This window comes from Paraburkholderia hospita, assembly GCF_002902965.1.
GTDB lineage: Bacteria > Pseudomonadota > Gammaproteobacteria > Burkholderiales > Burkholderiaceae > Paraburkholderia > Paraburkholderia hospita.
In genome coordinates, this window is the sequence record NZ_CP026106.1 from 2,452,805 (window position 1) to 2,475,827 (window position 23,023).

Consider the following 23,023-nt stretch of genomic DNA (forward strand, 5'->3'; position numbering starts at 1 on the left):
GGTGATCCTCACGCTTCGACGGAAGCATCGACACCGCGAACGTGCGGGTGATGTCCGTGTTTGTCCACGATGTGCTCTTTCCTGTCGAGCTTTCGCAGAACGACATAGAAGACGGGTGTCAGCAGCAAGCCGAACAGCGTGACGCCCAGCATCCCGAAGAACACGGCAATACCGATCGCGTGACGCATCTCCGAACCCGCGCCGCTCGAGACGACCAGCGGCACCACGCCCATGATGAACGCGAACGACGTCATCAGGATCGGGCGCAAACGCAGCCGGCTTGCTTCGATCGCGGCCTGGACGATCGAGCGCCCTTCCATTTCCAGTTCGCGGGCAAATTCGACAATCAGAATCGCATTCTTCGCGGACAACCCGACCAGCACCATGAGGCCGATCTGCGTGAAGATATTGTTGTCGCCGTGAGTCAACCAGACGCCGAGCAGCGCGGACAGCACGCTCATCGGTACGATCATCAGAATGGCGAGTGGCAACGTGAGGCTTTCATACATTGCGGCCAACACCATGTAGACGAGCAGAACGCTGATCGGGAACACCCAGAGCGCCGCATTGCCCGCAAGAATCTGCTGATACGTCAGATCGGTCCACTCGAACTTCATCCCTCGCGGCAGGGTCTTGGCGGCGACTTTTTCGATGGCGGCCTGAGCCTGCCCCGACGAATAACCCGGTGCAGGACCGCCATTGATATCAGCCGCCGTGTAGCCGTTGTATCGGACCACCGAGTCAGGACCATAGGTTGGCGTGACTTTCACGAGGGTGGACAGCGGCACCATCTCACCCTTGTCGTTGCGCGTCTTCAGCAGTCCGATGTCGTCCATGTGCGCGCGGAAAGGCGCATCCGCCTGCACTCGCACCTGATAGACACGGCCGAAGCGGTTGAAGTCATTCACATAGAACGAACCGAGATAGACCTGCATCGTGGCGAAAATGTCGTTCACGGAGATACCCAATTGCTTGGCCTTCACGCGGTCCACGGCGACATTCACTTGCGGAACATTGATCTGGTACGTCGAGAACGCCGGGCCGAGTTCAGGTGTCTTCGCTGCCTCCTTGAGGAACGATTGAGTCGCGTTGTTCAACGCGGTATAGCCTTGCGCCTGCTGGTCTTCGATCTGAAGCTTGAAGCCACCCAGCGTGCCCAGACCGAGAACGGGTGGTGGCGGAAACACCGCGACGAACGCCCCCTTGATGCCGGACAGCCGCTTGTTCAGTTCGGCGGCAATGCTCAGTCCGTTCATCGACTTGCCCTTACGCTCTTCGAAGGGCGTTTCGCCAAAGAAGATGACGGCCGAACTCGACGAGTTGGTGAAGCCGTTGATCGACAAGCCGGGGAACTGCACGGCTGATTCGACGCCGGGCGTCTTCAGCGCGATCTCCCCGACTTCGCGCACCACATCTTCCGTGCGGTCGAGCGACGCGCCGTTCGGCAACTGCACGATCGCGACCAGGTACTGCTTGTCCTGAACGGGAACGAATCCACCCGGCACGACCTTGCTCATGAGCACAGTCAGCCCCAGCAACACGGCATAGATCGCAAGAATCACGACCTTGCGGTTGACGACCTTCGATACGCCACGGCTATACGACTCGGAGCCACGATGAAATACCTTGTTGAATGCGTTGAAGAACGGACCGAATACCCGATCCATTGCACGCGTGAGCCAATCCTTCGGGTCGTGATGCCCTTTGAGCAACAGCGCGGAAAGCGCGGGCGAAAGCGTCAGCGAGTTGAACGCGGAAATGACCGTCGAAATGGCAATGGTCATGGCGAACTGCTTGTAGAACTGGCCCGTCAGGCCGTTCATGAAGGCGAGCGGCACGAACACGGCAATCAGCGTCAGGGCAATGGCGATAATCGGCCCGCTGACCTCCTGCATCGCCTGATGGGTCGCCTCCTTCGGAGTCAGGCCCGTAGCGATATTGCGTTCGACGTTCTCGACCACCACGATCGCGTCGTCGACCACGATGCCGATTGCCAGCACCATGCCGAACAGCGACAGCGCGTTGATCGAGAAACCAAATGCAAGCAACAGCGAGAACGTGCCGACAATCGAAACGGGTACGGCGAGCAAGGGGATGATCGACGCGCGCCACGATTGCAGGAACACGATGACCACCAGCACGACCAGCGCGATGGCTTCCAGCAAAGTGTGAATCACGGCATGAATACTCGAACGCACGAACTGCGTCGGGTCATAGACGATGTCGTACTTCACGCCTTCCGGCATGTCAGCCTGGAGTGCCTTCATCGCCTCGCGAACGTGTTCCGAAATGTCCAGCGAGTTCGCTCCCGGCAACTCGAAGATCGCCATCGCTACCGCCGACTTGTTATTCAGCAGCGAACGGCGTGCGTATTCCGACGCTCCCATTTCGACGCGCGCGACGTCCTTGAGTCGCGTCACCGCGCCATCGGGCGAGGTCTTCAGGACGATGTCGCGGAATTCGTCTTCCGTTTCGAGTCTGCCCTGCGCATTCACATTGAGTTGCAGCGGCGCATCGGGCGTCGACGGAGACGCACCCACCTGGCCGGCGGCCACCTGAAGGTTCTGGTCGCGGATCGCTGTCACCACATCGTTGGCGGTCATGTTGTGCTCGGCCACCTTCTGCGGATCGAGCCACACGCGCATCGAATAGTCCCCGGAACCCCACAGTGTGACCTGCCCAACGCCGGGAATACGCTCGAGCCGGTCGCGAACATTGATCAGCGCATAGTTGCGCAGATACGTGCTGTTGTATTTCTCGCTCGGCGAAACAAGGTGGACAACCATCGTGAGCGTCGGCGACGACTTGATCGTCGTCACTCCGAGGCGTTGCACGTCCTCGGGCAAGCGCGGCAGCGCCTGGTTCACACGCGTCTCCACCTGCTGCTGCGCGAGGTCGGGATTCGTGCCGAGCTTGAACGTGATCGTCAATGTGAGCGTGCCGTCGCTATTCGCCTGCGACTGCATGTACAGCATGTTTTCGACACCGTTGATCTGTTCTTCGAGCGGCGAAGCTACCGTTTCGGCAATCACCTTCGGGTTGGCGCCGGGGTATTGCGCCGTCACCACGACGGACGGCGGGACCACGCCTGGATATTCGGAGATGGGCAGATTGACCATCGAGATCAGCCCCGCCAGCAAGATCATTGCTGACAGGACAGCCGCGAATATCGGGCGTTCGATAAAAAACTTGGAGAGGTTCATGACATTCTCTGGCTAGGCATAAAGGGCCATGCGCAATGCGCGCACTCAGGAAGCCCTTGTCGTAGAGGCGGTGTCGCCCAGCATCTGCACCGGGTTGGGCTTGACGGGATCGCCCGGACGAACGCGCTGTATGCCGTTCACGACGACGCGGTCTCCCGGCTGCAGACCACCCGTGATGACGCGCAAACCCTGATGCTGGTCGCCCAGCTTCACTTCGCGGTATCGGACCCGGTTCTCCGTGTCCACCAGCAGCACGAACTTCTTGTCCTGATCGGTCTGAATGGCTGCGTCGCTGACCAGCACTGCCTGATGCGGCACGCCGCCGCCCACGCGCGCCCGGACGTAAAGGCCCGGGACCAGCACGCCGTCCTCGTTGTCGAAACGCGCGCGCACGCGAATCGTCCCGGAACTGGTGTCGAGCCGGTTGTCGACGGAATCGATCACGCCCTGCCGCGAATAGCCCGTCTCGTTAGCGAGTCCGACGGAGACAGGCACCGTCACTTTCGAGTCGCGACTAAGAAAGCGCAGGTACGTCTGCTCGTCGACATCGAACGACGCATAGATGGGCGATGTCGACACCAGCGTTGTCAGCACAGGCGCAGTGGCTCCCGGCGAAACAATGTTGCCAACCGTCAGTTCCGCGCGGGATACGCGTCCCGACACGGGCGCCGTGATGGCGGTGTAGCCAAGATTGATCTGCGCCGCTTCAAGCGCGGCTTTCGCCGCCTTCACGGCTGCCACCGCTTCGCGATTCGCGTTCTGCGCCTGGTCGTAGTCGCGTTTGGCGATGGCGTTGTCCGTCAGCAGCCTTTGCGCGCGAGCCCAGTCCGCCGTCGCATAACCGTTGCGGGACTCCGCCGAAGCGAGTTGCGCTGCTGCCCGGTCGACCTCCGCCTGATACGGACGCGGGTCGATCGTGACGAGCAGGTCGCCCTTTCTGACCGTCGCGCCGTCGTGGAAGTGGACGGCGACGATCGTTCCGGAAACGAGCGGCCGGATCTCCACGTTGTTGATGGCCTCGATGCGGCCCGAGTAGGCCTGATAGTCGGTGATGGTCTGCGAGACCACGGGCGCGACATCCACGTCCGCAGCCGGCGGCGCTGCAGCGGCGGCAGCCTCGCTCAGAGGCGCGCTACCACGCACGTGATATGTCGCGGCAGTGCCCGCGACAATGACCAGGAAGACCGCGCTGGCGGCGACCAGCCTACGCTTTGACGGCATTTTCAAACTCCCATTTATTGGTTACATGAATCAGGAACGCTTCGGCGCCGCGCCAAGTTCTTTGCTGAAGAAGGCGGCAACGTCAGCGATGACGTCCTGTCGTGACGCCAGTTCGTAGTGCGCGACGCCGCGGTAGCGTGTGACCATCGTGGGCACGCCCGCCGCGATCAGTCCGGCGGCGTACCGCTCCGCCTCCACGTGCATCAGGTCGTTTTCCGCACTTGCGATGAATGCGGCAGGCAGCCCCGCCAGACGCAGGGACTCGATTGGCGCGGCGTAGGGATGAAGCCTCAGCGACGCCAACGGCAGATACGCTCGATATCCGGACGCACACTCCTCGGCGCACATATCTAGCGTTATCTCATCATCCAGATCTGGAAAGCGCGTCATACTTGGATCGAGCAGCGGCGCAAGCAGCGCCTGGGCGCAAAAACGAAAAGAGGCCCGGTCACGGACCATCGCCGCGAGACCTGTCGCCAGATTGCCTCCCGCGTCGTGCCCGGCGACAGCCATTCGCTTCGCGTCGGCATGAAGCGCGCGCGCATGGGTGACGACCCACTGCGCAGCGAGGAATCCGTCATGGAGCGCGGTAGGGAACGGAAATGCAGGCGCCAGCGAGTAACCCACCGAGACGACCAGTGCATGCACCTGGAACGCGATCTGCGAGCACATTGGATCGGACTGCTCGGGCGTTCCTTTAACGAATCCGCCGCCGTGAAAGAAAAATATGACAGGCAACACGTCGCGCCTGCCCGGAGGACGATAGGTACGCAAGCGGATGGCTTGTGCGTGGCCGTCCAGATCCACGTTCTGAATTTCGATCGCCTGTTCGACATTGATTGACATAGCCTGCAGGCCTGCGCCTTCCCGGATGTTTCGATGCGAGCAATTCTGTCCGAAGACGAAAATCAGATAAATGGTTATAATCCAGAACACTATTCACGGCAGCCGAAGAATCACCGGTATCTCCCGCCCTGCCGCGTCCGAAAGCGAGTTGCAGCTGATTTGTGTGAGGTAAGGGAATATGGACAAGCTCCTGGCGATGAAGGTCTTCACCAAGGTCGTCGAGATGAACAGCTTCGCTCGCGCGGCGGACGCTCTGGACATTCCGCGTGCGTCGGCCACCACCATCATCAAGAATCTGGAAGCGAATCTGCACACGCGCCTGATGCAGCGAACCACGCGCCGCCTGAACTTGACGCCCGAAGGCGCGGGATATTACGAACGCTGCGTGCGGGTGCTCGCCGACATCGACGAGATCGAGGACAGCCTCGCCAATGTCGTCAAAGGCCCTCGGGGCAAACTCAGAGTGGACATGCCCGGTTCGCTGGGGCGCCTGATCGTGATGCCACGCCTCGAAGAATTTCGCGAGCGGCACCCGCACGTCGAACTCATGCTGGGTTTCGGAGACAGGCACGTGGACCTGATTCAGGAAGGGGTCGACTGTGCGCTCCGGGTCGGCAATCTGGACGATTCCACGCTGGTCGCACGGCGGCTCGGCGCCCTGTCGACCATCACTGCCGCCAGTCCGGCCTACCTCGCTCGCTACGGCGAACCTCGCTCACTCGAAGAACTCGAGCAACACGTCGCGGTGCACTATTTTTCCAGCCGTACCGGTCGAACCCTGGGCTTGAACTTCGATGTGAATGGCGAAAGCAGGGACATGAAAATGAATGGCGGCCTGGCCGTCAACGATGCGGACGCTTACGTCATGTGCGGCGTCAACGGTGCCGGCATCATTCAGGCGCCGTTGTTCATGCTTGCATCGCATGTCGAAGCGGGTGATCTCAAGGAAATACTCGCGCCATGGAAAGTGCGCTCCATGCCGCTGTCTGCCGTCTATCCTCACAACCGGCATCTCGCCCCAAAGGTCCGGGTGTTTGTCGAATGGGTGGCGGAAATTTGCGCACAGTCCCCGCTTGCATTCGCGCGTAACCGTCCGCCGATTGACAGGACCCGTGACGACCGTCTGGCCGCGACCCAATCGCCGCTACTCGTCGACAAGGTCTATTCCGATGAGTTGGACATGGCAGTCAGCACCTGATCGCCGCAACCGGTGAAATCCGCGACGATTTTTCACTTCATCCGAACACAGATGTCGGCACGTGCATCTTTATCGCTCCCGTGTCGCTTCATACACTTGCGCTCACGCTGTGGGCAATCGTGTCCGTCTATCGCCAACGTCACAACTCCACGATGAAATCGACCGTTCAAGCTCTCGCAATCGCGGCAATCTTCGCCACCCCGCTGTCCACCTACGCGCAGGCGAGTCAACCGCTCACTCAAGCGCCGGTACGCACGGCGCCCGTAGCCGCCGATCAGGGCAGCCCCTCGCCACAGAGCCTTCGCACGCCGGGTCACTCAGCCGCCACGGACGAAGCGGGCTTTGGTGGCGATCCGAGAGGTACGTCGCAAACGGGTGGGAGTGGCGATACGACGGTTAGCTCCTATTCGCCGCCCATTCGCGTCGCGCGTTAAGCAGAGCAGGCAGCCAGCGGGCTCCCCGTGCGCGAGCCGCGCTAAAACAGAAAGAGGCGTCTCTGCGACGCCTCTTCTCGTTGCGGCGCGGCCCCACCATCGTCATGCGCTCGACGTTTCCCTGCCCCACAGATTTGACGCATACAGAGACTCGTCGAACTCGGCAGGCACGTCAGCGGCGAGCCGTTGCGCGTGCGAATCGATATCGCCGAGAAACAGGTCGCGGCTGATGCGGCGAACCACGGCGGGAATATCGCGCTTCATGCTCGGCACATCGCCGACAGGCACGCCTGCGCTGACGAATCCCGCGGGGTTGTACACATGAATGTCCTTCAGATACGGCGCATCGCCCGGAACCTTCTCTTTGTATTCGAGCGCGTGGCCGAGATACGGATGCGCGCCTAGCCCGTCGTCCGCCTCTTCGCTGGACGGCGTGAACTGGTCGCGCCACAAAAGAATGTGCGACGCGAAACTGGCCAGCTCAGGACGCGCGGCCGGATCGATGAAATAGCCGGTGCCCGCAATGGCGAAGTCGAAGCGAAACGTCTCGCCGGACGCGGCAGCAGCAATCTGCCCCGACGCTTCACGCGCGCTTTCCCACTGCGCACCGAGATGCAGATGGAAGTTCTCGAAGCGCGTCACGCGCTCGATCGAATCCGGCGGCGCCGTCGAACCCGAGCGTTTGAAGCGCAGCGCCTGCGCCCAACGCAACGCATCGGGCAGATCGAAGTAGTTATCGTATGCGCCCGGATAAGCGCGCGCGCGTGATACGGGCGTGGCCGCGAGCGTCGTACGGCGCGCGAACAGGTGCACGTCCGCTGCGCCCGCTTCGAGCGCGGTCGCGGCGGCATCGAACGCAGAGGCCGCGCCGCCCAGCACGGCAAACGACTTGCCGCGCAAAGCCGCGAAATCGATTGGATCGGACGTATGCGCAACAAGCTGCGGCGGCAAGTTCTCGAGCACCGCCGGCACGAATGCGCCACCATTGCCTGCGACGCCATTGCACAACAGCACCTTGCGCGCCGTTTCGACACGCGCGACGCCGTCCACTTCGAGATGGAGCGCGAAATGCGCGCCCTTCGGCTCGATTCGCACGAGACGCGTGCCATAGCGAACCGGAATCTCAAGAAACGCGCGATACCACGCGAGGTATTCGGCCCAGCGCTCTCGCGGAATGCGGTCGATGTCTTGATACGACGCCGCGCCGAAACGCGCTTCGTACCAGGCACGAAAACTCAAACCCGGTAAGCCGCCTTCAGGCCCGACAAGCGTCTTCGGCGTACGCAGCTTGTTCATGCGCGCACGGTTGAGCCATACGCCCGCCTTCGCCGCATCCGCCGCCGCATCGATCACGCTGACGCGGCCAATGCCCGCGCGCCGCAGCGCAAACGCGAACGCACAGCCCGTCTGCCCCGCGCCGACGATAAAAACGTTGTGATCGACGCCCGGCCGGTCCGGCACCCAGTTGTCGGGCGCGGGTCCGAGCAGATCGAGCGTACGGCGTGCATCGCGGTCCACATCGGCAGTCTGTGTCATGGGTCAGTTTTCCTTGTTGGCGGCGTATTGCCGGTGCCATTCCTGCAACCGTTGCGACGGCGGCATGTGCCACTTGTTGCCTTCGTCGATCAGAAAGCCGCTGCGATGCCAGTCCTTGACGATCTTGTCGAAGGCGGCAACGGTATCGGTCTGTCCTTTGCGCACCCAGATCACGGAAGGCGACGGAATCAGCTGCGTCGGCATCGGCGATTCATAGTCCTTCCATTCACCCGATGTGTTCGCAAGACGCGCCTCTATGCCCGGCGTCACGTGAACCGACGCGACGCACGTTCCGCCGCGCAGCGCGAGCAGCGCTTCGGGCATGCCCTTGAATGCCTTGACCTGTGCGCCGTATTGCTCGATCAGCGGCTTCGTGTAGTTGCTGCCTTGCGAGACACAGACGGGCTTGTCGCGCAGATCCTTCCAGTCATGGATGCCCGCGTCCTTGTGCACCATCGCGCTGCCGCCGATCTCTTCGAAAGGCGTCGGCACGTAGCTGAGTATTTCGTCGCGCTCCTTCGTGTACTGCATGCTGGCGATCAGCGCATCCACCTTGCCTTGCTGCAGGAACTGCACGCGGTTCGGCGGCGTCACTTCAATCGCTTCGAACTTCACGCCGAGATGGCTCGCGAGGCTTTCGCCCAGCTCGACGTTGTAGCCGATGGGCTTGCGCGTCGCGGGATCCAGCGTGCCGTAGGTGCCGTCGAGCACGACGCCGACGACCAGCGTGCCGCGCGCCTTGATGCGCTCCAGCGTGGCGTCCGCGCGCGCGATGCCTGCCGATGCGATGCATGCGACGACGGCGGACAAGAACGTGGTTGCGCGCAGCGCGCGCTTCGAAAGACGGGCGATCATGAACGAGTCAGTTCGGGAAGAACATCCGCACCAGACGATTGCGCATCGATGCGGAAGTGTTGGAGTTCGTCCGGCGCGCACTGCGCGATGAGGCCCGTTTCCCATGCCAGATAGGCGCGCGCGGCATCGAGGTTGCCTTCGTGCCGGTCGTGGACGAAGAACAGATAATCGATGCGTTCGCTGTCCGGCGGCGACGCCTGCGAGGCTTCGAGTGGATAGCCTGCCTGTTTGAACGTGTCGAGGCCTGCCTCCGAGATCGATACGCTTGTGAAACCGGCTTCGCGAAGATCGAGCGCCGCGAGCGCGGCCAGTTCAGTCGAATCCGCGAATAGCACGATGCGATCGGATCGCGCCGCGCTCTCCAGCGTGTCGGGCAACTTCGGACGAATCGACCAGCGCGCACCTTCTGGATGGCCGCCGCGATGCGCCGCGCTGGAACGCAGATCGATCAGATGCAAACCGTTGGTGCCTCGCAGCGTGCGCAGTTCGTTCGCATCGATCTGACTTTCTGCTATGGCTTGTGTTTCAACAACGGCGCGATGCAATGCCTTTGCCTCTTGCGCTGGAACGAGCGCCGTTTCGATGCCGAGTTGCACGAGCCATGTGGCGATGACAGGCGCGCGCACGCCGTCGTGATCGACCAGCAGCACACGCGCATTGCGTACGCCGATCGTCTGATCCGTCGCCTGAAGGAGCTGGCCGCCCGGCGCGTGCACGGCAGCTCGCACGCCGTCACGCGCGAACTCATCGGCGCTGCGTACATCGAGGAGATAGGTGGTGCGATCCGTCGCATCGAGCCATGTCTGCGAGCGCTTTGCGTCAAGCGTTTTCAGCGAGAAGCGCTCCGCCAGTCTGGAAGCACGCTCATGCGCGGCGGCCAATGCGCGTTCATCGACCGTATCGGGATAACGTCTCCCGCTGCCATGCTCGAGTGTGAGGCCCGCAAGCGCCCAGCCTTGCGTGCCGTTTTCCAGCGCGACAACGCGATTCGGCAAACCGAAGCTACGCAGCAATTGCGCACCGATAATGCTGCGCGTCCGACCCGCGCAATGAATGACGACGGTGGTATCGGGATCGCCTGCAAGTGCGCCGATACGGTAGGCCAGTTCGCCGTTTGGGCAGCTCACCGCGCCGGGTATCGTCATCTTCCTGTGTTCTTCGACCGTGCGGCCGTCGAGCAGCACGAGCGGCTTGCCATCGGCCTGCAAACGTGCGAGTTCCGCCGCCGAAACACGCGGCGTCTCGCACGCATGCTCAACCAGTTCGCCAAAGGTTTTCGACGGCAGATTCACGCCTTTGAAAAGCGTGTAACCCGCAGCGGACCATCCACGGGCGCCACCTTGCAACACAAAAACCCGCGTATAGCCCAACTCATGCAGCCGCCGCGCTGCGCGCCGCGCAATCGCTTCGTCGTTCGCGCCATCGTCGAGCAAAACGACGCGCACATCGCGGCGCGGCGCGAGCCGGCTGACGTCGAGTTCCAGCCTGCTATACGGCAGCGGAATCGCAAAGAACGGATGACCTTCCCCGAACTCGCCGGCTTCGCGCACATCGAAAAGCGCGAGCTCGTCGCCGTCGTTCAGCCATTCGCGCACGGTGGTCGCAGGTATCAGCGAAAAACTGTCTGTCATTCGGAATAGAGGCAATGAAGTGAGAGTGACCGCGTCTATTGCACGACGCGGCGAAACGCCTGCTTCAGATCATCAATCAGATCCGCAGGATCTTCGAGGCCGACATGCAGGCGCACGACCGGCTCGCTGCCGCGCCAGTAGCTGTGTTCGCGCACACGCGACGGTGGGGCGATCAATGCAAGGCTTTCGTAGCCGCCCCAAGATGCGCCAATGCCGAACAAACGCAGCGCATCGATGAACGCACGCGCCTTGTCGTGGTCCGCATGTCGCAACGCGAACGAAACCAGCCCATTGGCACCCGCAAAATCGCGACGCCAGAGTGCGTGGCCGGGATCGTCAGGCAACGCGGGGTGAAACACGCGCGCAACCGCATGGCGCTCCGCCTGCAAATACTGCGCGACTTCAAGCGCATTGCGGCCATGTTGCGCGAGACGCACCGCGAGCGTGCGGATGCCGCGCAGCGCGAGATAGGCATCGTCCGCGCCCACGCTCAGGCCGAGTGCATCGTGCGTATCGCGCAGCTTCCGGGCAAGCGTCGCATTGGCCGTCGATACCGCGCCCTGCATCAGATCCGAATGCCCGCCGAGATATTTCGTGGTGGCCTGCAGCGAGATATCCGCACCGAGCGCAAGCGGCCGATACAGCAGCCCCGCGCCCCACGTGTTGTCGGCCGCGAGCAGGATGCCGTGCTCGCGCGCAAACGTGGCAAGCGCGGGCAGATCGACCACTTCATAAAAGAACGACGATGGAGACTCCGCGTATATCAGCCGCGTGTTCGGCCTCACGTGCGCTGCGGGCACGCCTTCGCTCGCGCTGAAATAGCTGAACGACACACCGAGCCGAGTAAGCAGCGGCTCGGCGCGCTCGCGCACCGGTCCATAGACACTGTCCTGCACGAGTACGTGATCGCTCGGCGACAACAGCGCGATAAATACCAGCGTGATCGCCGACAGACCAGAAGGCGCGAGCAGCACTTCACTTGCGCCTTCGAGTTCACCAATCGCGGCTTCGAGCGCGCGATGCGTCGCCATGCCGTGCCGTCCATACGTGCCGACAGGTTCGCCCGCTTCGCGCCGATGATGCAGCTCGACGCGATCCGCGTCGCTCTCGAAACGCACCGTACTCGTGCGTACGACGGGCACATTGACGGGCGCCGCGCCGTCTTCGAACGGTGGCGCGCCGGCGCGCAGAACGCGTGTCAGCAGATGGTCGTCCGATGCCGCCATCAGCCGACCGCCTGCGTCGCGCGTTGCATGTGCGTCGCGTTGTAACGCACGACGGCGCCCGTGCCGGGCTCGAAACCGAGGCGGCCCGTCAGCGTTTCGAGCGGACGGCCATACAGATGGAAATGCAGCGTCGGCTCCGCGCCGCCGACGTGAATGCTGTGGATATCGTCCGGCAGAAACGCGATCGGCACGCCGGGCCGCACGACCACTTCATGCGACAGCTCGAGTTGCGCGCGCTCCGGGTCGCGGCCGTCGTCCGTGCGCCGGTAGATACGGTTCAGCTCCGCACCATCGATGGCGGCGATCACGGCCCATGTGTCGTGGTTGTGCGGAATCGTCGTCTTGCCCGGCAGCAGTGAATTCAGATACAGCGCAAAGCCGTCTTCGCCGGGATTGAGCCGGTAGCGCGTCGACGTGTCGCCGCTGTCGCGCTGCGGCGGCGGGAAATCCGCGGCATCGAACAGTGTGCGCTGCGTCGCGAGTTCCAGCAGCCGCGCGCTGATCGCGGCGAGCGCATCACGCGTGACGCCTTTCTCTTCAATGATCTTGCGCGCATCGGCAAGCAGCGTCTGCACCGCTTCGCGGCGTTGCGCAGCGACGGCGCCGATGGTTTCGTTCGTGATTGTGCTCATGGTCGTGAGGATGATTGATCGTTGAAAATTCACGCGTCGTCTTGCACGCGCCGCCGCGCGCGGCCTGTGCGGTCCTCGCCGCGGGCGCGCTGCAGAAAGAGTCTGGTTCGTTCGTGGATGGGATCGTGAAAGAGCTGCCGTGCGCTGCCGTGCTCGACGATCACGCCACCTTCCGTGAAAAACACTTCGTCGCTGATATCTTCGGCAAAGCGCATTTCGTGCGTGACGAGCACGCAGGTCTGCCCTTCGTCGGCCAGTTCACCGATCACGTTCAGCACTTCGCCGACCGTTTCGGGATCGAGCGCCGACGTCACTTCGTCGAACAGGATCAGGTCGGGCCGCATCGCGAGCGTGCGCGCAATCGCGACGCGCTGCTGCTGTCCGCCCGACAGCGCGCCCGGATAGGCCTTCGCCTTATCGGCGAGACGGACCTTCGCGAGCAGCGCATGCGCGTCGCTCTCGGCTTCCGCGCGGCTGCGCCCGAGCACGCGCATCGGCGCGATGATCAGGTTGTCCACCACGTTCAGATGCGGAAACAGGTTGTATTGCTGGAACACAAAACCGATCCGCTTGCGCAGCGCGATGCGTTGCGCGTCTGTTCTCTGCGCGCGCACGTCGATGCCATCGACGTGAATCTCGCCACTCTGAGGCGCAACCAGTCCGTTGACACAGCGCAAGATCGTCGACTTGCCCGAACCCGAAGGGCCGATGATCGACACGGCCTGCCCGCGCCGGACGGACAGATTGATGCCATTGAGCACAGGCGTGTTGCCGTAGGCGAGGCGTACGTCGCGCAGCGCCAGCAGCGCGTCTTTCGCGCCGCGCACCTTCGCGAGTGTGCGCGATGCGTCCTTGCCGACGCTGTCATGCGTGGGCTCCGCGACAGCCGCCGCGTTGGGCGCGAGGCCGATACGCGCTGCACGCTCCGAAAGAATGAGTTGTGTCATCCGCTGTCCTGTCGTCAGTGCTGACCGGCCGAACCAACGCATCGACGTCGAACGCCCACTCAGCAGCCGATCATTCTAGAAACGAGAACGTCATTCGCTAACCAACGAATAGACGAAACCATATTCGGCGATCTGCTATGTGCACGAAAACCACGCCTCGGCATTCGGCGCCGCGTTTTAGCGTCTGTGTGCTTTGCTTAGCAGATTCATTTCGTTTGCTGCGCATCGGGATTGGCATAGCGTATGCCGTCGCAGTGGCGCATTCACTGCCACGACGCATGCGCCCATTCCTTTCATTTATCCGATCGCTCATGACATCCAGCAAAGCGGCATATAACAAACGATTCGCGGCTCTCTCCCTGGTTGCGGCCCTTTCCGCTACGGCAATCAGCGCACCCGCTCACGCGGACCAGACGCTCGACAAGATCAATTCGCGCCATGAAATCGCGGTCGGCGTGCTGATTGCGGGCAGCCCATTCGGCTCGCTCGATCCGCAAACCCAGCAGCCGCGCGGCATGAATGTCGATCTCGCGAACGATATCGGCAAGCGCCTCGACGTGAAGGTACAACTGGTGTCCGTGCAACCATCGACACGCGTGCAGTTCCTGCAGCAGGGCAAGGTCGATATCCTGATCGCGAACATGGAATTCAACGCGCAGCGCGGTGAGATTCTCGATCACGTACCGACGCCGTACTACCGCGTCGGCGGCACGGCCATTACGCCGAAATCGAGTGGTATTACGAAGTGGGAAGACCTGCGCGGCAAGCCCGTGTGCATTTCGCAGGGCAGTAGTTATATCCGGCCTGTGGTCGAGAAGTACGGTGCCGTGCCGCACGCGTTCCCCGGCGCGTCCCAATCGCTGCTCGCGCTGCGCGGCGGCAGCTGCGTCGCGGCAGTGCATGACGCAGCACCGCTACTTTATCCGCTACAGCAGCGTGATCCCGAATGGCATGACTACCGCACGCTGCAACCGGAACTCGATCCTGCGCCGTCGGTGATCTGGGTGCGGCAAGGCGAAAAGGACACGGCAGCGAAGCTCGACGCGATCGTGCGTGACTGGCATCGCACGGGCTGGCTGATCGACGATGAAGCGAGAAACGGTCTGACGCCGCCTTCGCCGGCGCTGGCCGAGTGGCATCACCAATTGCCTGCCGAGCAGTGAGCATGGCTGTCTCGCTTCATGCGTTCATCGACGCAGCCGCGCGCGCCGGCCTCGACTATCGCTTTCTGTTAGACGCCTATGAGCGCGTGCCGTTTCTGCACGGGATCGTGGTGAGCATCGAGCTGGTCATCGCAACGATAGCAGGCAGCGCGCTTGCGGGCTTGATGCTGCTCATCGCGCTGCGTCATCGCAATGCATGGATCGCGGCGCCGGCGCGCGCCTTCGTCGAGCTCACGCGCAATACGCCAACGCTCGTTCAGCTGTACTGCGCGTTTCTCGTGCTGAACATGCTGATCACGCAGTGGCTGCGCGAGAGCCACATCGACAACCCGTTCAAGCCGTTCTTCTGGGTCGTGCTGGTGTTGTCGCTGCACAAGGGCGCGTTTCATGCGGAAGCATTGCGTGCGGGCTTCGATGCGCTGCCCGTGCAAACGCTCGAAGGTGCGGCCTCGCTCGGCTTCGATCGCAGGACGCGCTTCTGGCGCATCGAATTGCCGCTGGCGCTTCGCACGGCATTGCCGGCGCTCGTGAACAACTTCGTGGAGCTGGTCAAGGCGACGGCGCTTGCATCGGCGATTGCCGTAGGCGACGTCACTTATCAATCGATCATGATCTGGACGCAGCGCGACAACGTGCTCGCGTTGATGATCGTCATTCTGTTGTTCTTTGGTTTGCTCACATGGCTCGTCAGCCTTGCGGGGCGCTGGCTCGAACGACGTTTATGGATTCCCGGTTATGGCGCCTAGATCGGCTGCACCGCCCTTTTCCGATATCGAATCGCGCCGCGATGGGCGTGCTCGCCGCATCACGCGAGCACGGGGACCTGCCCCCGGCGTCGCCGCCGCGCTCGGCGTGCTGATCGTCGGCGCGCTGCTCTGGACGTTCGCGCCTGACTCGGGCTCACGAGGCGAAACGCTCGCGCGCTTCGTCGAGTGGGCACCCGCGCTCGCGCATGGCTTCGCGTTGAACGTACTGATCAGCGTCGGCGCGGTGGCGATCGGCTCGATCCTCGGTCTTGCGATTGGCGCGCTCGGACTCGCGCCCTCGCTGCCGGGACGCATCGCACGATTCTGGGTTCAGGCCTTCCGCAATGCGCCGTGGCTGGTGCTCGTGTACTTCACGACTTATGTCTTTCCGTTCGAGTTCACCCTGTTCGGCAAGACGCTGCCGTTTCCGGACTGGCTCAAGGTGACGCTCGCACTTGCGCTGCCCGCAAGCGCCAACATCGCCGAGGTATTTCGCGGCGCGGTTGCATCGATAGCGACCACGCAATGGGAAGCCGCCGGTTCACTGGCATTCTCTCGCGCGCAGATTCTGCGGCATATCGTGCTACCACAATGCGTGCGCCGCATGTTGCCGCCGTGGATGAACGTGTATGCCATCATCACGATGGGCACCGCCTTGTCATCGCTGGTCGGAATCCACGATCTGATCGACACCGCGCAAGTAGCAAGCAGCACGGTCGCGAGGTCCAGCTTCACCGTCCTCACTTATCTGGCGACGCTGGTTATCTTCTTCACTTATTGCTATCCAATCTCGCTCTTCACCCGGTGGCTCGAGAAGCGAATTGCCAATCCTTAGGGATTATTGCTCGCAGGGTGGACGCAATGCGATGCCAGGCCACCTCTAACAAATTCCACGAAATTTCGACACGACGACAGGACCGCACGGCACAATCCTGTTGACCCTGCCCTTGGGGTCACCCTCATGCTAACTGACACTCGTCAACTAACAGAGAGGTGACTGATGACTTCTTCCACCCGCTGTCTGACCGCGTCAGAGGCAGCCAGACGACTCGGCGTATCCGTCAAGGCGTTACGGCTTTACGAACAGCAAGGGTTGCTACGTCCGGGCCGAACGGCAGCGGGATATCGGTCGTACCGTGACAGCGATATGGCTCGTGCCGCCGAAGTCGTTGGCCTGCGTGCGCTCGGCCTCAGCCTTGCCGAAGTTGCCCGCGTTCTGGATGGCGATCCTCGAGGTTTGGGCGCCGCATTGGCAGCGCACGAAACCGCACTGGGAAATCAGGTTCGCGAACTGGTCGCGAGGATCGACAAGGTGCGAAGGCTCCAGTCCGATCTCGCGCAAGGCCAGTTGCCGGGCGGTGGAGAACTGGCCGGGCTGCTTGATCGGGCCGGCCCGCGGGTCGGTTTCGAACTGCCGTGGCCTTGGGGCGCGGAATGGTTCGAGTTGCGGGACATTCGCCCCGTGAACTACATCATCGGATCGCTGGGAAGCGGGAAGACACGGCTCGCGCGGCGCCTCGCCCAAACGCTGGAAGGCGCGGTGTTCCTCGGTCTCGACCGGCTCGACAATGAAGGCGCCTCGGCAGCTGCGTTGCTGAACGCCGATTCCGATCTCAAGTCGCACGTCGATCAGGCGTTGGCGTGGCTCGTCGACGAAGGCGCAAGCGCTTCCAAAGCGCTGACCGCTTTGCTCGTCGGGTTGGAAAGTGAAGCGCCTCATGCGCTGATCGTCGATATGATCGAACAGAATCTCGATCAATCCACCCAGGAAGCGCTGATCACGTATCTGCGCCATCGCGCGAAAACAGCGGGACGCCCCCTGTTCCTGCTGACGCGCTCGTCGGCCATCCTGGATCTCGCGTTAGTCGGACCCGACGAAGCCATCATTCTTTGCCCCGCCAATCACAGTCCTCCTACTCGCGTGGCGCCGTACCCGGGTGCGCCAGGCTACGAGGCTGTCGCCACTTGCCTGGCATCGCCCGAGGTGCGTGCGAGAGTCGCACGCAGTCCGGAAACAGCGTGACCGTCGTCCGCACGGCGTTTGCAGGCAAGCGCTTATCCCGCAAGCGGTTCGACCTCACGCACGCGCCCGGCGGCACCCTCCTCCTTCGCGCGCCGCAGCGACGGAGCGGACGACATCAGCAGGCGCGTGTAAGCGTGACGTGGCGCTACGAAGAGCCGCTGCGCGTCACCCGCTTCGACAACGCGTCCGTCCTTGAACACGAGCACGCGATCGCTGACATGCCGGATCACGTCGAGATCGTGCGAAATGAACAGCAGTGACAAACCCAGCTCAGCCTGCAACGTGCCGAGCAGATCGAGCACCTGCGCCTGCACGTACACATCGAGCGCCGACACGGGCTCGTCGCAGACGATCAGCGCCGGCTGCGGTGCAATCGCGCGAGCAATCGCCACGCGCTGCCGCTGTCCGCCCGACAGCGATAGCGGCCGCCGTTCAAGATGGCTCGCATCGAGCCCGACCTGTTCGAGCAGTTCGACGCTACGGTCCCGCACCTGCTGCGTGCCCAGGCCTGACGTCGACAGCGCTTCCTCGAGCAATTGCCGCACGCAGTAGCGTGGATCGAACGAACTGAGCGGGTCTTGCGGAATGTACTGCAGCTTCGAGCGCAGCGCGCGGCGCGCTGGCTCGCGCACGCCCTCGCCGTTCCACTGCGTGCCGAGAAACCGCACATGGCCCGCGGACGGCGTCGCGAGCCCTAACACGAGCTTCGCGCAGGTGCTCTTGCCCGAACCCGATTCGCCGACAATGCCGACCACTTCGCCGCGCTGCACGTCGAACGACACGTCGTCGAGCGCGACGAAATCGCCCGTGTCGGCTCCACCACCCGCGTTCCAGTTACCCGCGCCTCGCCGCCCATAGCGCTTGCCGAGCGCTTCGACCTGCAACAGCGTCTCGCGCGCAGCGCTTTGCCGCGGCGGCAACGAGTCGCGCACGATCAGCGACGCGGCATCGGCACGCCCCTGCGGCGCACTGTGCGCACCCGCATCGAGACGCGCCGACGTCAGCCGCTGCCCGTGCGAATGCGCGGACGGCTGAGCGGCAATCAGCCGGCGCGTGTAGGCATGCGCGGGATTCGTCAACACGTCGTGCGTCGCGCCGCTTTCGACGACCTCGCCGCGATGCATGACCAGCACGCGGTCCGCCACCTCGGCCACGACGGCCAGATCGTGAGAGACCAGCAGCATGCCGACACCCTCGCGCAGGCGCGCGGCGAGCACGTCGAGAATCTGGGCCTGCACGGTCACGTCGAGCGCGGTGGTCGGCTCGTCGGCGATCACCAGCGCCGGGCCCGCGACGATCGCCGACGCGATCAACGCCCGCTGCCGCAAGCCACCCGACAGCTCGTGCGCATACTGCTGCGCGCGGCGCTCCGGCTCCAGCATGCCGACATCGCGCATCGTCTCGTGCACGCGCGCCCGGCGTGCCTTGCGCGAGCCTGACGGCGTGTGCAGCGCAAGCGTCTCTTCGATCTCGGCGCCAACCGTGCGCAACGGATCGATCGACACCAGCGCGTCCTGCATCACGAGGCCCGCGAACCCGCCGCGCACGCTGCGCCAGTCGCGTTCGCGGAATTGCAATGCGTGTCGCCCGTCGATCACGAACTGCCGCGCCGCGATTCGCGCGCCGTGGCCGGCAAGGCCGATCAGGCTGCGCGCCGTCAAACTCTTCCCCGAGCCCGACTCGCCGACCAGCGCCACGCATTCGCCCGCGCGAATCGTCAGATCCACGCCTCGCACCAACGGCTGGCCGTCGTTCGCATCGGCAAAACCGATCTCGAGTCCGCGCACGTCGACGAGCGTGCGCGCGGTGGAGAAATCGTTCTTCATCGCGCTTTGACTCCATAGACGCGGGACAGATGTTTGCCGATCACGGAAAACGCGACCACCGTCAGCGTGATCGCCATGCCGGGAAACACGCTCGGCCACCACGCGACGCGCAGCACGTCGCGGCCTTCGGCGAGCATCACACCCCATTCGGGCGTCGGCGGTTGCGGGCCGAGACCGAGAAAGCTGAGACCGGAGACGGCGATGATCGCGCTGCCGATATCGATGGTCGCGATGACGGGCACGGCCGCCAGCACGTTCGGCAGGATGTGGCGCAGAAAAACCTGGCGGCGCGACAGGCCCCAGACGACGGCATGCGTCACATAATCGGCGCGGCGCACCACCAGCGTCTGCGCGCGCAGCACGCGCCCGAACTTTGGAATGCCCGCAATGCCGACGGCCACCGCGATGTTGACGATGCCCTGGCCGAGAAAGGTCACGACGAACAGCGACAGCAGAACAGGGGGAAACGCCGACAGCACGTCGAATACGCGCGACGCGCTCTCGTCGACGGCGCGCCGTCCGAGCCCCGCCGTCATGCCGACCACGAGACCGATCAGCAAACTGACGATCATGCTGGCAAGGCCAATCAGCAGCGAATAGCGCGCGCCATAGACGACGCGCGCAAACACGTCGCGGCCGATGCGGTCCGTCCCGAACCAGTGCCCGGCGCCGGGCGCCTGCATCGCGTGCGCGACATCGCTGACGAGCGGATCGTAAGGCGTGACGACGCGCGGAAAGGCCATCGCGAAAGCGAGCGCGACGAGAAACGCAGCCGACACCAGCACGGCTGCGGGCAGCCGCTTCGCAAGCAGGGACCGGCGCTGCTGTCCAACGGCAACAGATGCGAGCTCGCTCATGATGCGCGCAGCCTGGGATCGATGAACAGATACAGCACGTCGAGCAGCGTCGAGATCGCGACATGCACGAAGGCGGCCAGCAGCACGACGGCGAGCACGACGGGCACGTCCTGCGACGTCACCGCCGTCAGCGTCACGCTGCCGATGCCGGGACGGCCGAACATCTTCTCGGTGATCACGGCGCCGCCCAGCAGGCCGCCGATCAGCCAGCCGCCCAGCGTGACGACGGGCAACAACGCATGCCGCAACACATGCCGCGTGCGCAGCGCGAACTCGGACACCCCGCGCGCTCTCACCGTCGTCACGAAGGGCCGTTCGAACACGGACTCCAGCGCCTCGCGCATGACCTGCGACAGCACGCCTGCCGTCGGCAGCGCGAGCGTGACGGCGGGCAGCACGAGCGAGCGCCAGCCGGCCGCGCCCGACACCGGAAACAGCCGCCAGTGAAACGAGAACGCGATTAGCAGCAACAGCCCGAGCCAGAACACGGGCGACGACGTGAACAGCAATTCCAGCGCCGACGCGAGGCGGCTCGCCCAGGCGCCGCGTCCCGCAGCGACACCCGCCGTCGAGGTCGCGACGAGCAGCGCGAGGACGATGGCGAGCACGCCCGCTGCGCACGCGAGCTGGATGGTCGGCCACAACTGGCTGCCGAGCACGGCGAGCACCGGCTGCTGCATGACGAACGACGTGCCGAGATCGCCCCGCGCGAGGCGCAGCAGGAACTCTCCGTATTGCCACGGCAGACTGTGATCGAGGCCCCACTGCGCGGCGATCGCCTCGCGCAAGCCCGGATACGCGAGGTCGCCCGCCAGCACGTCTTCGATCCGGCCCGGCAGCGCGTGAATCGCGAGGAACGCTGTGGTCGCCGCGAGCCACATCACCAGTACGCCCGTCAAGACGCGCGTGACGATCTGCTTCAGCACGTCAGCCTCCCTGCCTGTCGACCCAGATTTCGTACGCACTCGCCGGGCCGTCGAGTTGCGGCTCGAAGCCTACGCCGTGGACCGTCGACTTCGCCGCGAGATGGTAGGCGGGCGCGAAGAGCGGCACGATGAACGCTTCGTCGACCGCGCGCTTCTGCGCGAACGCGAGCAGCTTGCGGCGCTCGTCGCTGACGGGCAGCAGCCGCGCCCGGTTGATCGTATCGACGATGCTCTGGTCGGGGGTTTTGATCGCGTTATAGAGGAAGCCCTGGTCGCCCAGCATGTCCCACAGTTCCATCGCGACATCCGACGGATTGTCGGTGTTCGGGTAGATGGTCCAGTTGCCCGTCGCCTTCTGGTTCGCGAAGTCGCCCGCCGTGGTGATGCGCAGCCCGAGATCGAGGCCGATGTTTTGCCGCAGCGCCGACTGGATAGCACGGATCAGCACGTCGCGGCTATCGCGCACATAGGGCTGCGGGTAGCCGACTTCGATCGACAGCCGCTTGCCGTCCTTCGTGCGAAAGCCCTCGCTGTCGCGCGTCGTCCACCCTGCTTCGTCCAGCAGACGGTTGGCCTGCTTGACGTCGTTGCCCCACGACTGCTTGAGGTCAGCGTTGTAGTCGGGATTGTCGGGCCCGATGTTCGACCATGCGCGCTGCACCGTGCCGAGATAGACACTCTTGACGATCGCATCGAGATCGAAGCCATCGCGCAGCGCACGACGCACGTTGACGTCACTGGCGGGCGGGACCGTGTAGTTGATGTTCAGCGTGAACGAGGTCGTCGCGGACGGCCCCGTCAGGTACTGGAAGCCGTCAACCTTGTCGAATACGGCGGCGTCCGTCGGCTGCACGCCTTCGATCAGGTCGACCTGACCCGAACTGAGCGCGCCCGTGCGCACGGCAGCTTCGGGAAGAAAGCGATAGGTCACGTGCTCCAGCCATGCCGTACCCTGGTGTTGCGCATTCCCCGGCGCCCACTTGTAGTCGGCGTTGCGGGTGAAGGTCGCCGATTGTCCGCGCTGGTAAGCACTGAACACGAACGGCCCCGTGCCGACGACGCCGGGGCCGCCACCGCACAGATCCTTGTTTTCCGCGAGCGCCTTGGGCGAGATGAAGCCGAGCTTCACGCTCGACAGCGATTCCAGTGTCGTGGAATCCGGCTGCTTCATCACGAGACGCGCGACATACGGCGACACCACCTCGACGTGATCGAAATGCACCAGCAATGAAGCGGATGCCGACGTCGTACTGACGTTCTTCAGGATGTAATCGAAGTTGGCTTTCACGGCGTTCGCATCGAACGGCGTGCCATCGGTGAAATGCACGTCGTCGCGCAAGTTGAACGTGTAGCTCTTGCCGTCGTCGGCCACGGTCCACGATTTCGCGAGCCATGGCGCGTACGTGCCGTCCGTCTTCTTGCTGATCAGCGAATCGATGTAGTTGCGGATAACCCAGAAGGCGTTCTGCTGTGAAGCGCGGTGCGGATCGAAACATGCCGGCTCGGTCGTCACGCCCCATGTCAGCGTGCCGCCCGCGACAGGCTTCAATGATTGCGCGCGTTGCGTTGTCGTGTCGGCGTCCGATTTGCTGCAGCCGCTCAATGCGAGCAAAGCGCCGGCAGCCAGAGCGCCGAGTAATGCGAAAGTGGCTTTCTTCGGGTTGAATGCGCGTGCGCGGGTAGAAGCGTCGTGAATCATCGGGAGAAGTTGGGAGATTAATCCCACAGCGTAATTAAAGACTTTCGCGTTCTC

The 23,023-nt window shown here is 63.4% G+C and carries 19 protein-coding genes; 6 read left to right on the forward strand and 13 right to left on the reverse strand.

The window, feature by feature from the left end; all coding sequences use genetic code 11:
• Positions 1 to 8: 8 nt before the first annotated feature.
• From C2L64_RS29440 to C2L64_RS29450, 3 genes are read right to left on the reverse strand one after another with little or no spacing between them, the layout of a single operon-like run.
• On the reverse strand, positions 9 to 3,203 hold the full coding sequence (locus C2L64_RS29440) for an efflux RND transporter permease subunit (protein ID WP_007580906.1): 3,195 nt from the start codon (positions 3,201 to 3,203) through the stop codon (positions 9 to 11).
• A 45-nt stretch (positions 3,204 to 3,248) separates the two neighbouring features.
• Positions 3,249 to 4,424, reverse strand: coding sequence for an efflux RND transporter periplasmic adaptor subunit (locus C2L64_RS29445; RefSeq protein WP_007580907.1), 1,176 nt, complete (start codon positions 4,422 to 4,424; stop codon positions 3,249 to 3,251).
• Positions 4,425 to 4,454: 30 nt separating this feature from the next.
• Positions 4,455 to 5,270: an alpha/beta hydrolase gene (locus C2L64_RS29450; RefSeq protein ID WP_039900300.1), complete on the reverse strand. Its 816-nt coding sequence runs from the start codon at positions 5,268 to 5,270 to the stop codon at positions 4,455 to 4,457.
• A gap of 178 nt (positions 5,271 to 5,448) precedes the next feature.
• Between C2L64_RS29450 and C2L64_RS29455 the strand changes: the two genes are divergently transcribed.
• Positions 5,449 to 6,468, forward strand: coding sequence for a LysR family transcriptional regulator (locus C2L64_RS29455; protein WP_007580909.1), 1,020 nt, complete (start codon positions 5,449 to 5,451; stop codon positions 6,466 to 6,468).
• 152 nt (positions 6,469 to 6,620) lie between these two features.
• Positions 6,621 to 6,902 carry a hypothetical protein gene (locus C2L64_RS29460; RefSeq protein ID WP_039900357.1) on the forward strand — a complete coding sequence of 94 codons (282 nt, stop codon included), beginning with the start codon at positions 6,621 to 6,623 and terminating at the stop codon, positions 6,900 to 6,902.
• Positions 6,903 to 7,004: 102 nt separating this feature from the next.
• Here the strand turns inward: C2L64_RS29460 and C2L64_RS29465 are convergent, their stop codons facing one another.
• From C2L64_RS29465 to C2L64_RS29490, 6 genes are read right to left on the reverse strand one after another with little or no spacing between them, the layout of a single operon-like run.
• A complete protein-coding gene (locus tag C2L64_RS29465; RefSeq protein ID WP_007580911.1) occupies positions 7,005 to 8,438 on the reverse strand; it encodes an NAD(P)-binding domain-containing protein in 1,434 nt (477 codons plus the stop codon).
• A 3-nt stretch (positions 8,439 to 8,441) separates the two neighbouring features.
• Positions 8,442 to 9,293 carry a transporter substrate-binding domain-containing protein gene (locus C2L64_RS29470; RefSeq protein ID WP_007580912.1) on the reverse strand — a complete coding sequence of 284 codons (852 nt, stop codon included), beginning with the start codon at positions 9,291 to 9,293 and terminating at the stop codon, positions 8,442 to 8,444.
• Positions 9,290 to 10,924 carry a rhodanese-like domain-containing protein gene (locus C2L64_RS29475; protein WP_007580913.1) on the reverse strand — a complete coding sequence of 545 codons (1,635 nt, stop codon included), beginning with the start codon at positions 10,922 to 10,924 and terminating at the stop codon, positions 9,290 to 9,292. Before C2L64_RS29475 ends, C2L64_RS29470 begins: the two co-directional genes overlap by 4 nt.
• A gap of 35 nt (positions 10,925 to 10,959) precedes the next feature.
• Positions 10,960 to 12,150 (reverse strand): cystathionine beta-lyase, encoded by a 1,191-nt coding sequence (gene metC / locus C2L64_RS29480; RefSeq protein ID WP_007580914.1) that lies wholly within the window; start codon positions 12,148 to 12,150, stop codon positions 10,960 to 10,962.
• Positions 12,150 to 12,782, reverse strand: a complete 633-nt coding sequence (locus C2L64_RS29485; protein ID WP_007580915.1) for a cysteine dioxygenase family protein — start codon at positions 12,780 to 12,782, stop codon at positions 12,150 to 12,152. Before C2L64_RS29485 ends, metC begins: the two co-directional genes overlap by 1 nt.
• Positions 12,783 to 12,811: 29 nt before the next feature.
• On the reverse strand, positions 12,812 to 13,729 hold the full coding sequence (locus tag C2L64_RS29490) for an amino acid ABC transporter ATP-binding protein (RefSeq protein WP_007580916.1): 918 nt from the start codon (positions 13,727 to 13,729) through the stop codon (positions 12,812 to 12,814).
• A 311-nt stretch (positions 13,730 to 14,040) separates the two neighbouring features.
• Between C2L64_RS29490 and C2L64_RS29495 the strand changes: the two genes are divergently transcribed.
• The 4 genes from C2L64_RS29495 to C2L64_RS29510 all read left to right on the forward strand — a co-directional run bounded on the left by C2L64_RS29495 (position 14,041) and on the right by C2L64_RS29510 (position 17,661).
• A complete protein-coding gene (locus C2L64_RS29495; RefSeq protein WP_039900301.1) occupies positions 14,041 to 14,892 on the forward strand; it encodes a transporter substrate-binding domain-containing protein in 852 nt (283 codons plus the stop codon).
• Positions 14,893 to 14,894: 2 nt separating this feature from the next.
• Positions 14,895 to 15,638: an amino acid ABC transporter permease gene (locus tag C2L64_RS29500; RefSeq protein WP_007580918.1), complete on the forward strand. Its 744-nt coding sequence runs from the start codon at positions 14,895 to 14,897 to the stop codon at positions 15,636 to 15,638.
• A complete protein-coding gene (locus C2L64_RS29505; protein ID WP_007580919.1) occupies positions 15,628 to 16,473 on the forward strand; it encodes an amino acid ABC transporter permease in 846 nt (281 codons plus the stop codon). Before C2L64_RS29500 ends, C2L64_RS29505 begins: the two co-directional genes overlap by 11 nt.
• Positions 16,474 to 16,638: 165 nt before the next feature.
• Positions 16,639 to 17,661, forward strand: a complete 1,023-nt coding sequence (locus C2L64_RS29510; RefSeq protein ID WP_039900303.1) for a MerR family transcriptional regulator — start codon at positions 16,639 to 16,641, stop codon at positions 17,659 to 17,661.
• A gap of 32 nt (positions 17,662 to 17,693) precedes the next feature.
• On the opposite strand, the gene C2L64_RS29515 is transcribed toward C2L64_RS29510, so the two are convergent.
• Genes C2L64_RS29515 through C2L64_RS29530 form a run of 4 tightly spaced genes read right to left on the reverse strand, consistent with a single transcriptional unit; the run spans position 17,694 to position 22,969 of the window.
• Entirely contained in the window at positions 17,694 to 19,487 is a 1,794-nt protein-coding gene (locus C2L64_RS29515; protein ID WP_007580922.1) for a dipeptide ABC transporter ATP-binding protein, read from the reverse strand.
• Positions 19,484 to 20,344 carry an ABC transporter permease gene (locus tag C2L64_RS29520; protein WP_007580924.1) on the reverse strand — a complete coding sequence of 287 codons (861 nt, stop codon included), beginning with the start codon at positions 20,342 to 20,344 and terminating at the stop codon, positions 19,484 to 19,486. Before C2L64_RS29520 ends, C2L64_RS29515 begins: the two co-directional genes overlap by 4 nt.
• Positions 20,341 to 21,270: an ABC transporter permease gene (locus tag C2L64_RS29525; protein WP_007580926.1), complete on the reverse strand. Its 930-nt coding sequence runs from the start codon at positions 21,268 to 21,270 to the stop codon at positions 20,341 to 20,343. Before C2L64_RS29525 ends, C2L64_RS29520 begins: the two co-directional genes overlap by 4 nt.
• A 1-nt stretch (position 21,271) precedes the next feature.
• Positions 21,272 to 22,969 (reverse strand): ABC transporter substrate-binding protein, encoded by a 1,698-nt coding sequence (locus C2L64_RS29530; protein WP_007580928.1) that lies wholly within the window; start codon positions 22,967 to 22,969, stop codon positions 21,272 to 21,274.
• Between the last annotated feature and the right edge of the window lie 54 nt (positions 22,970 to 23,023).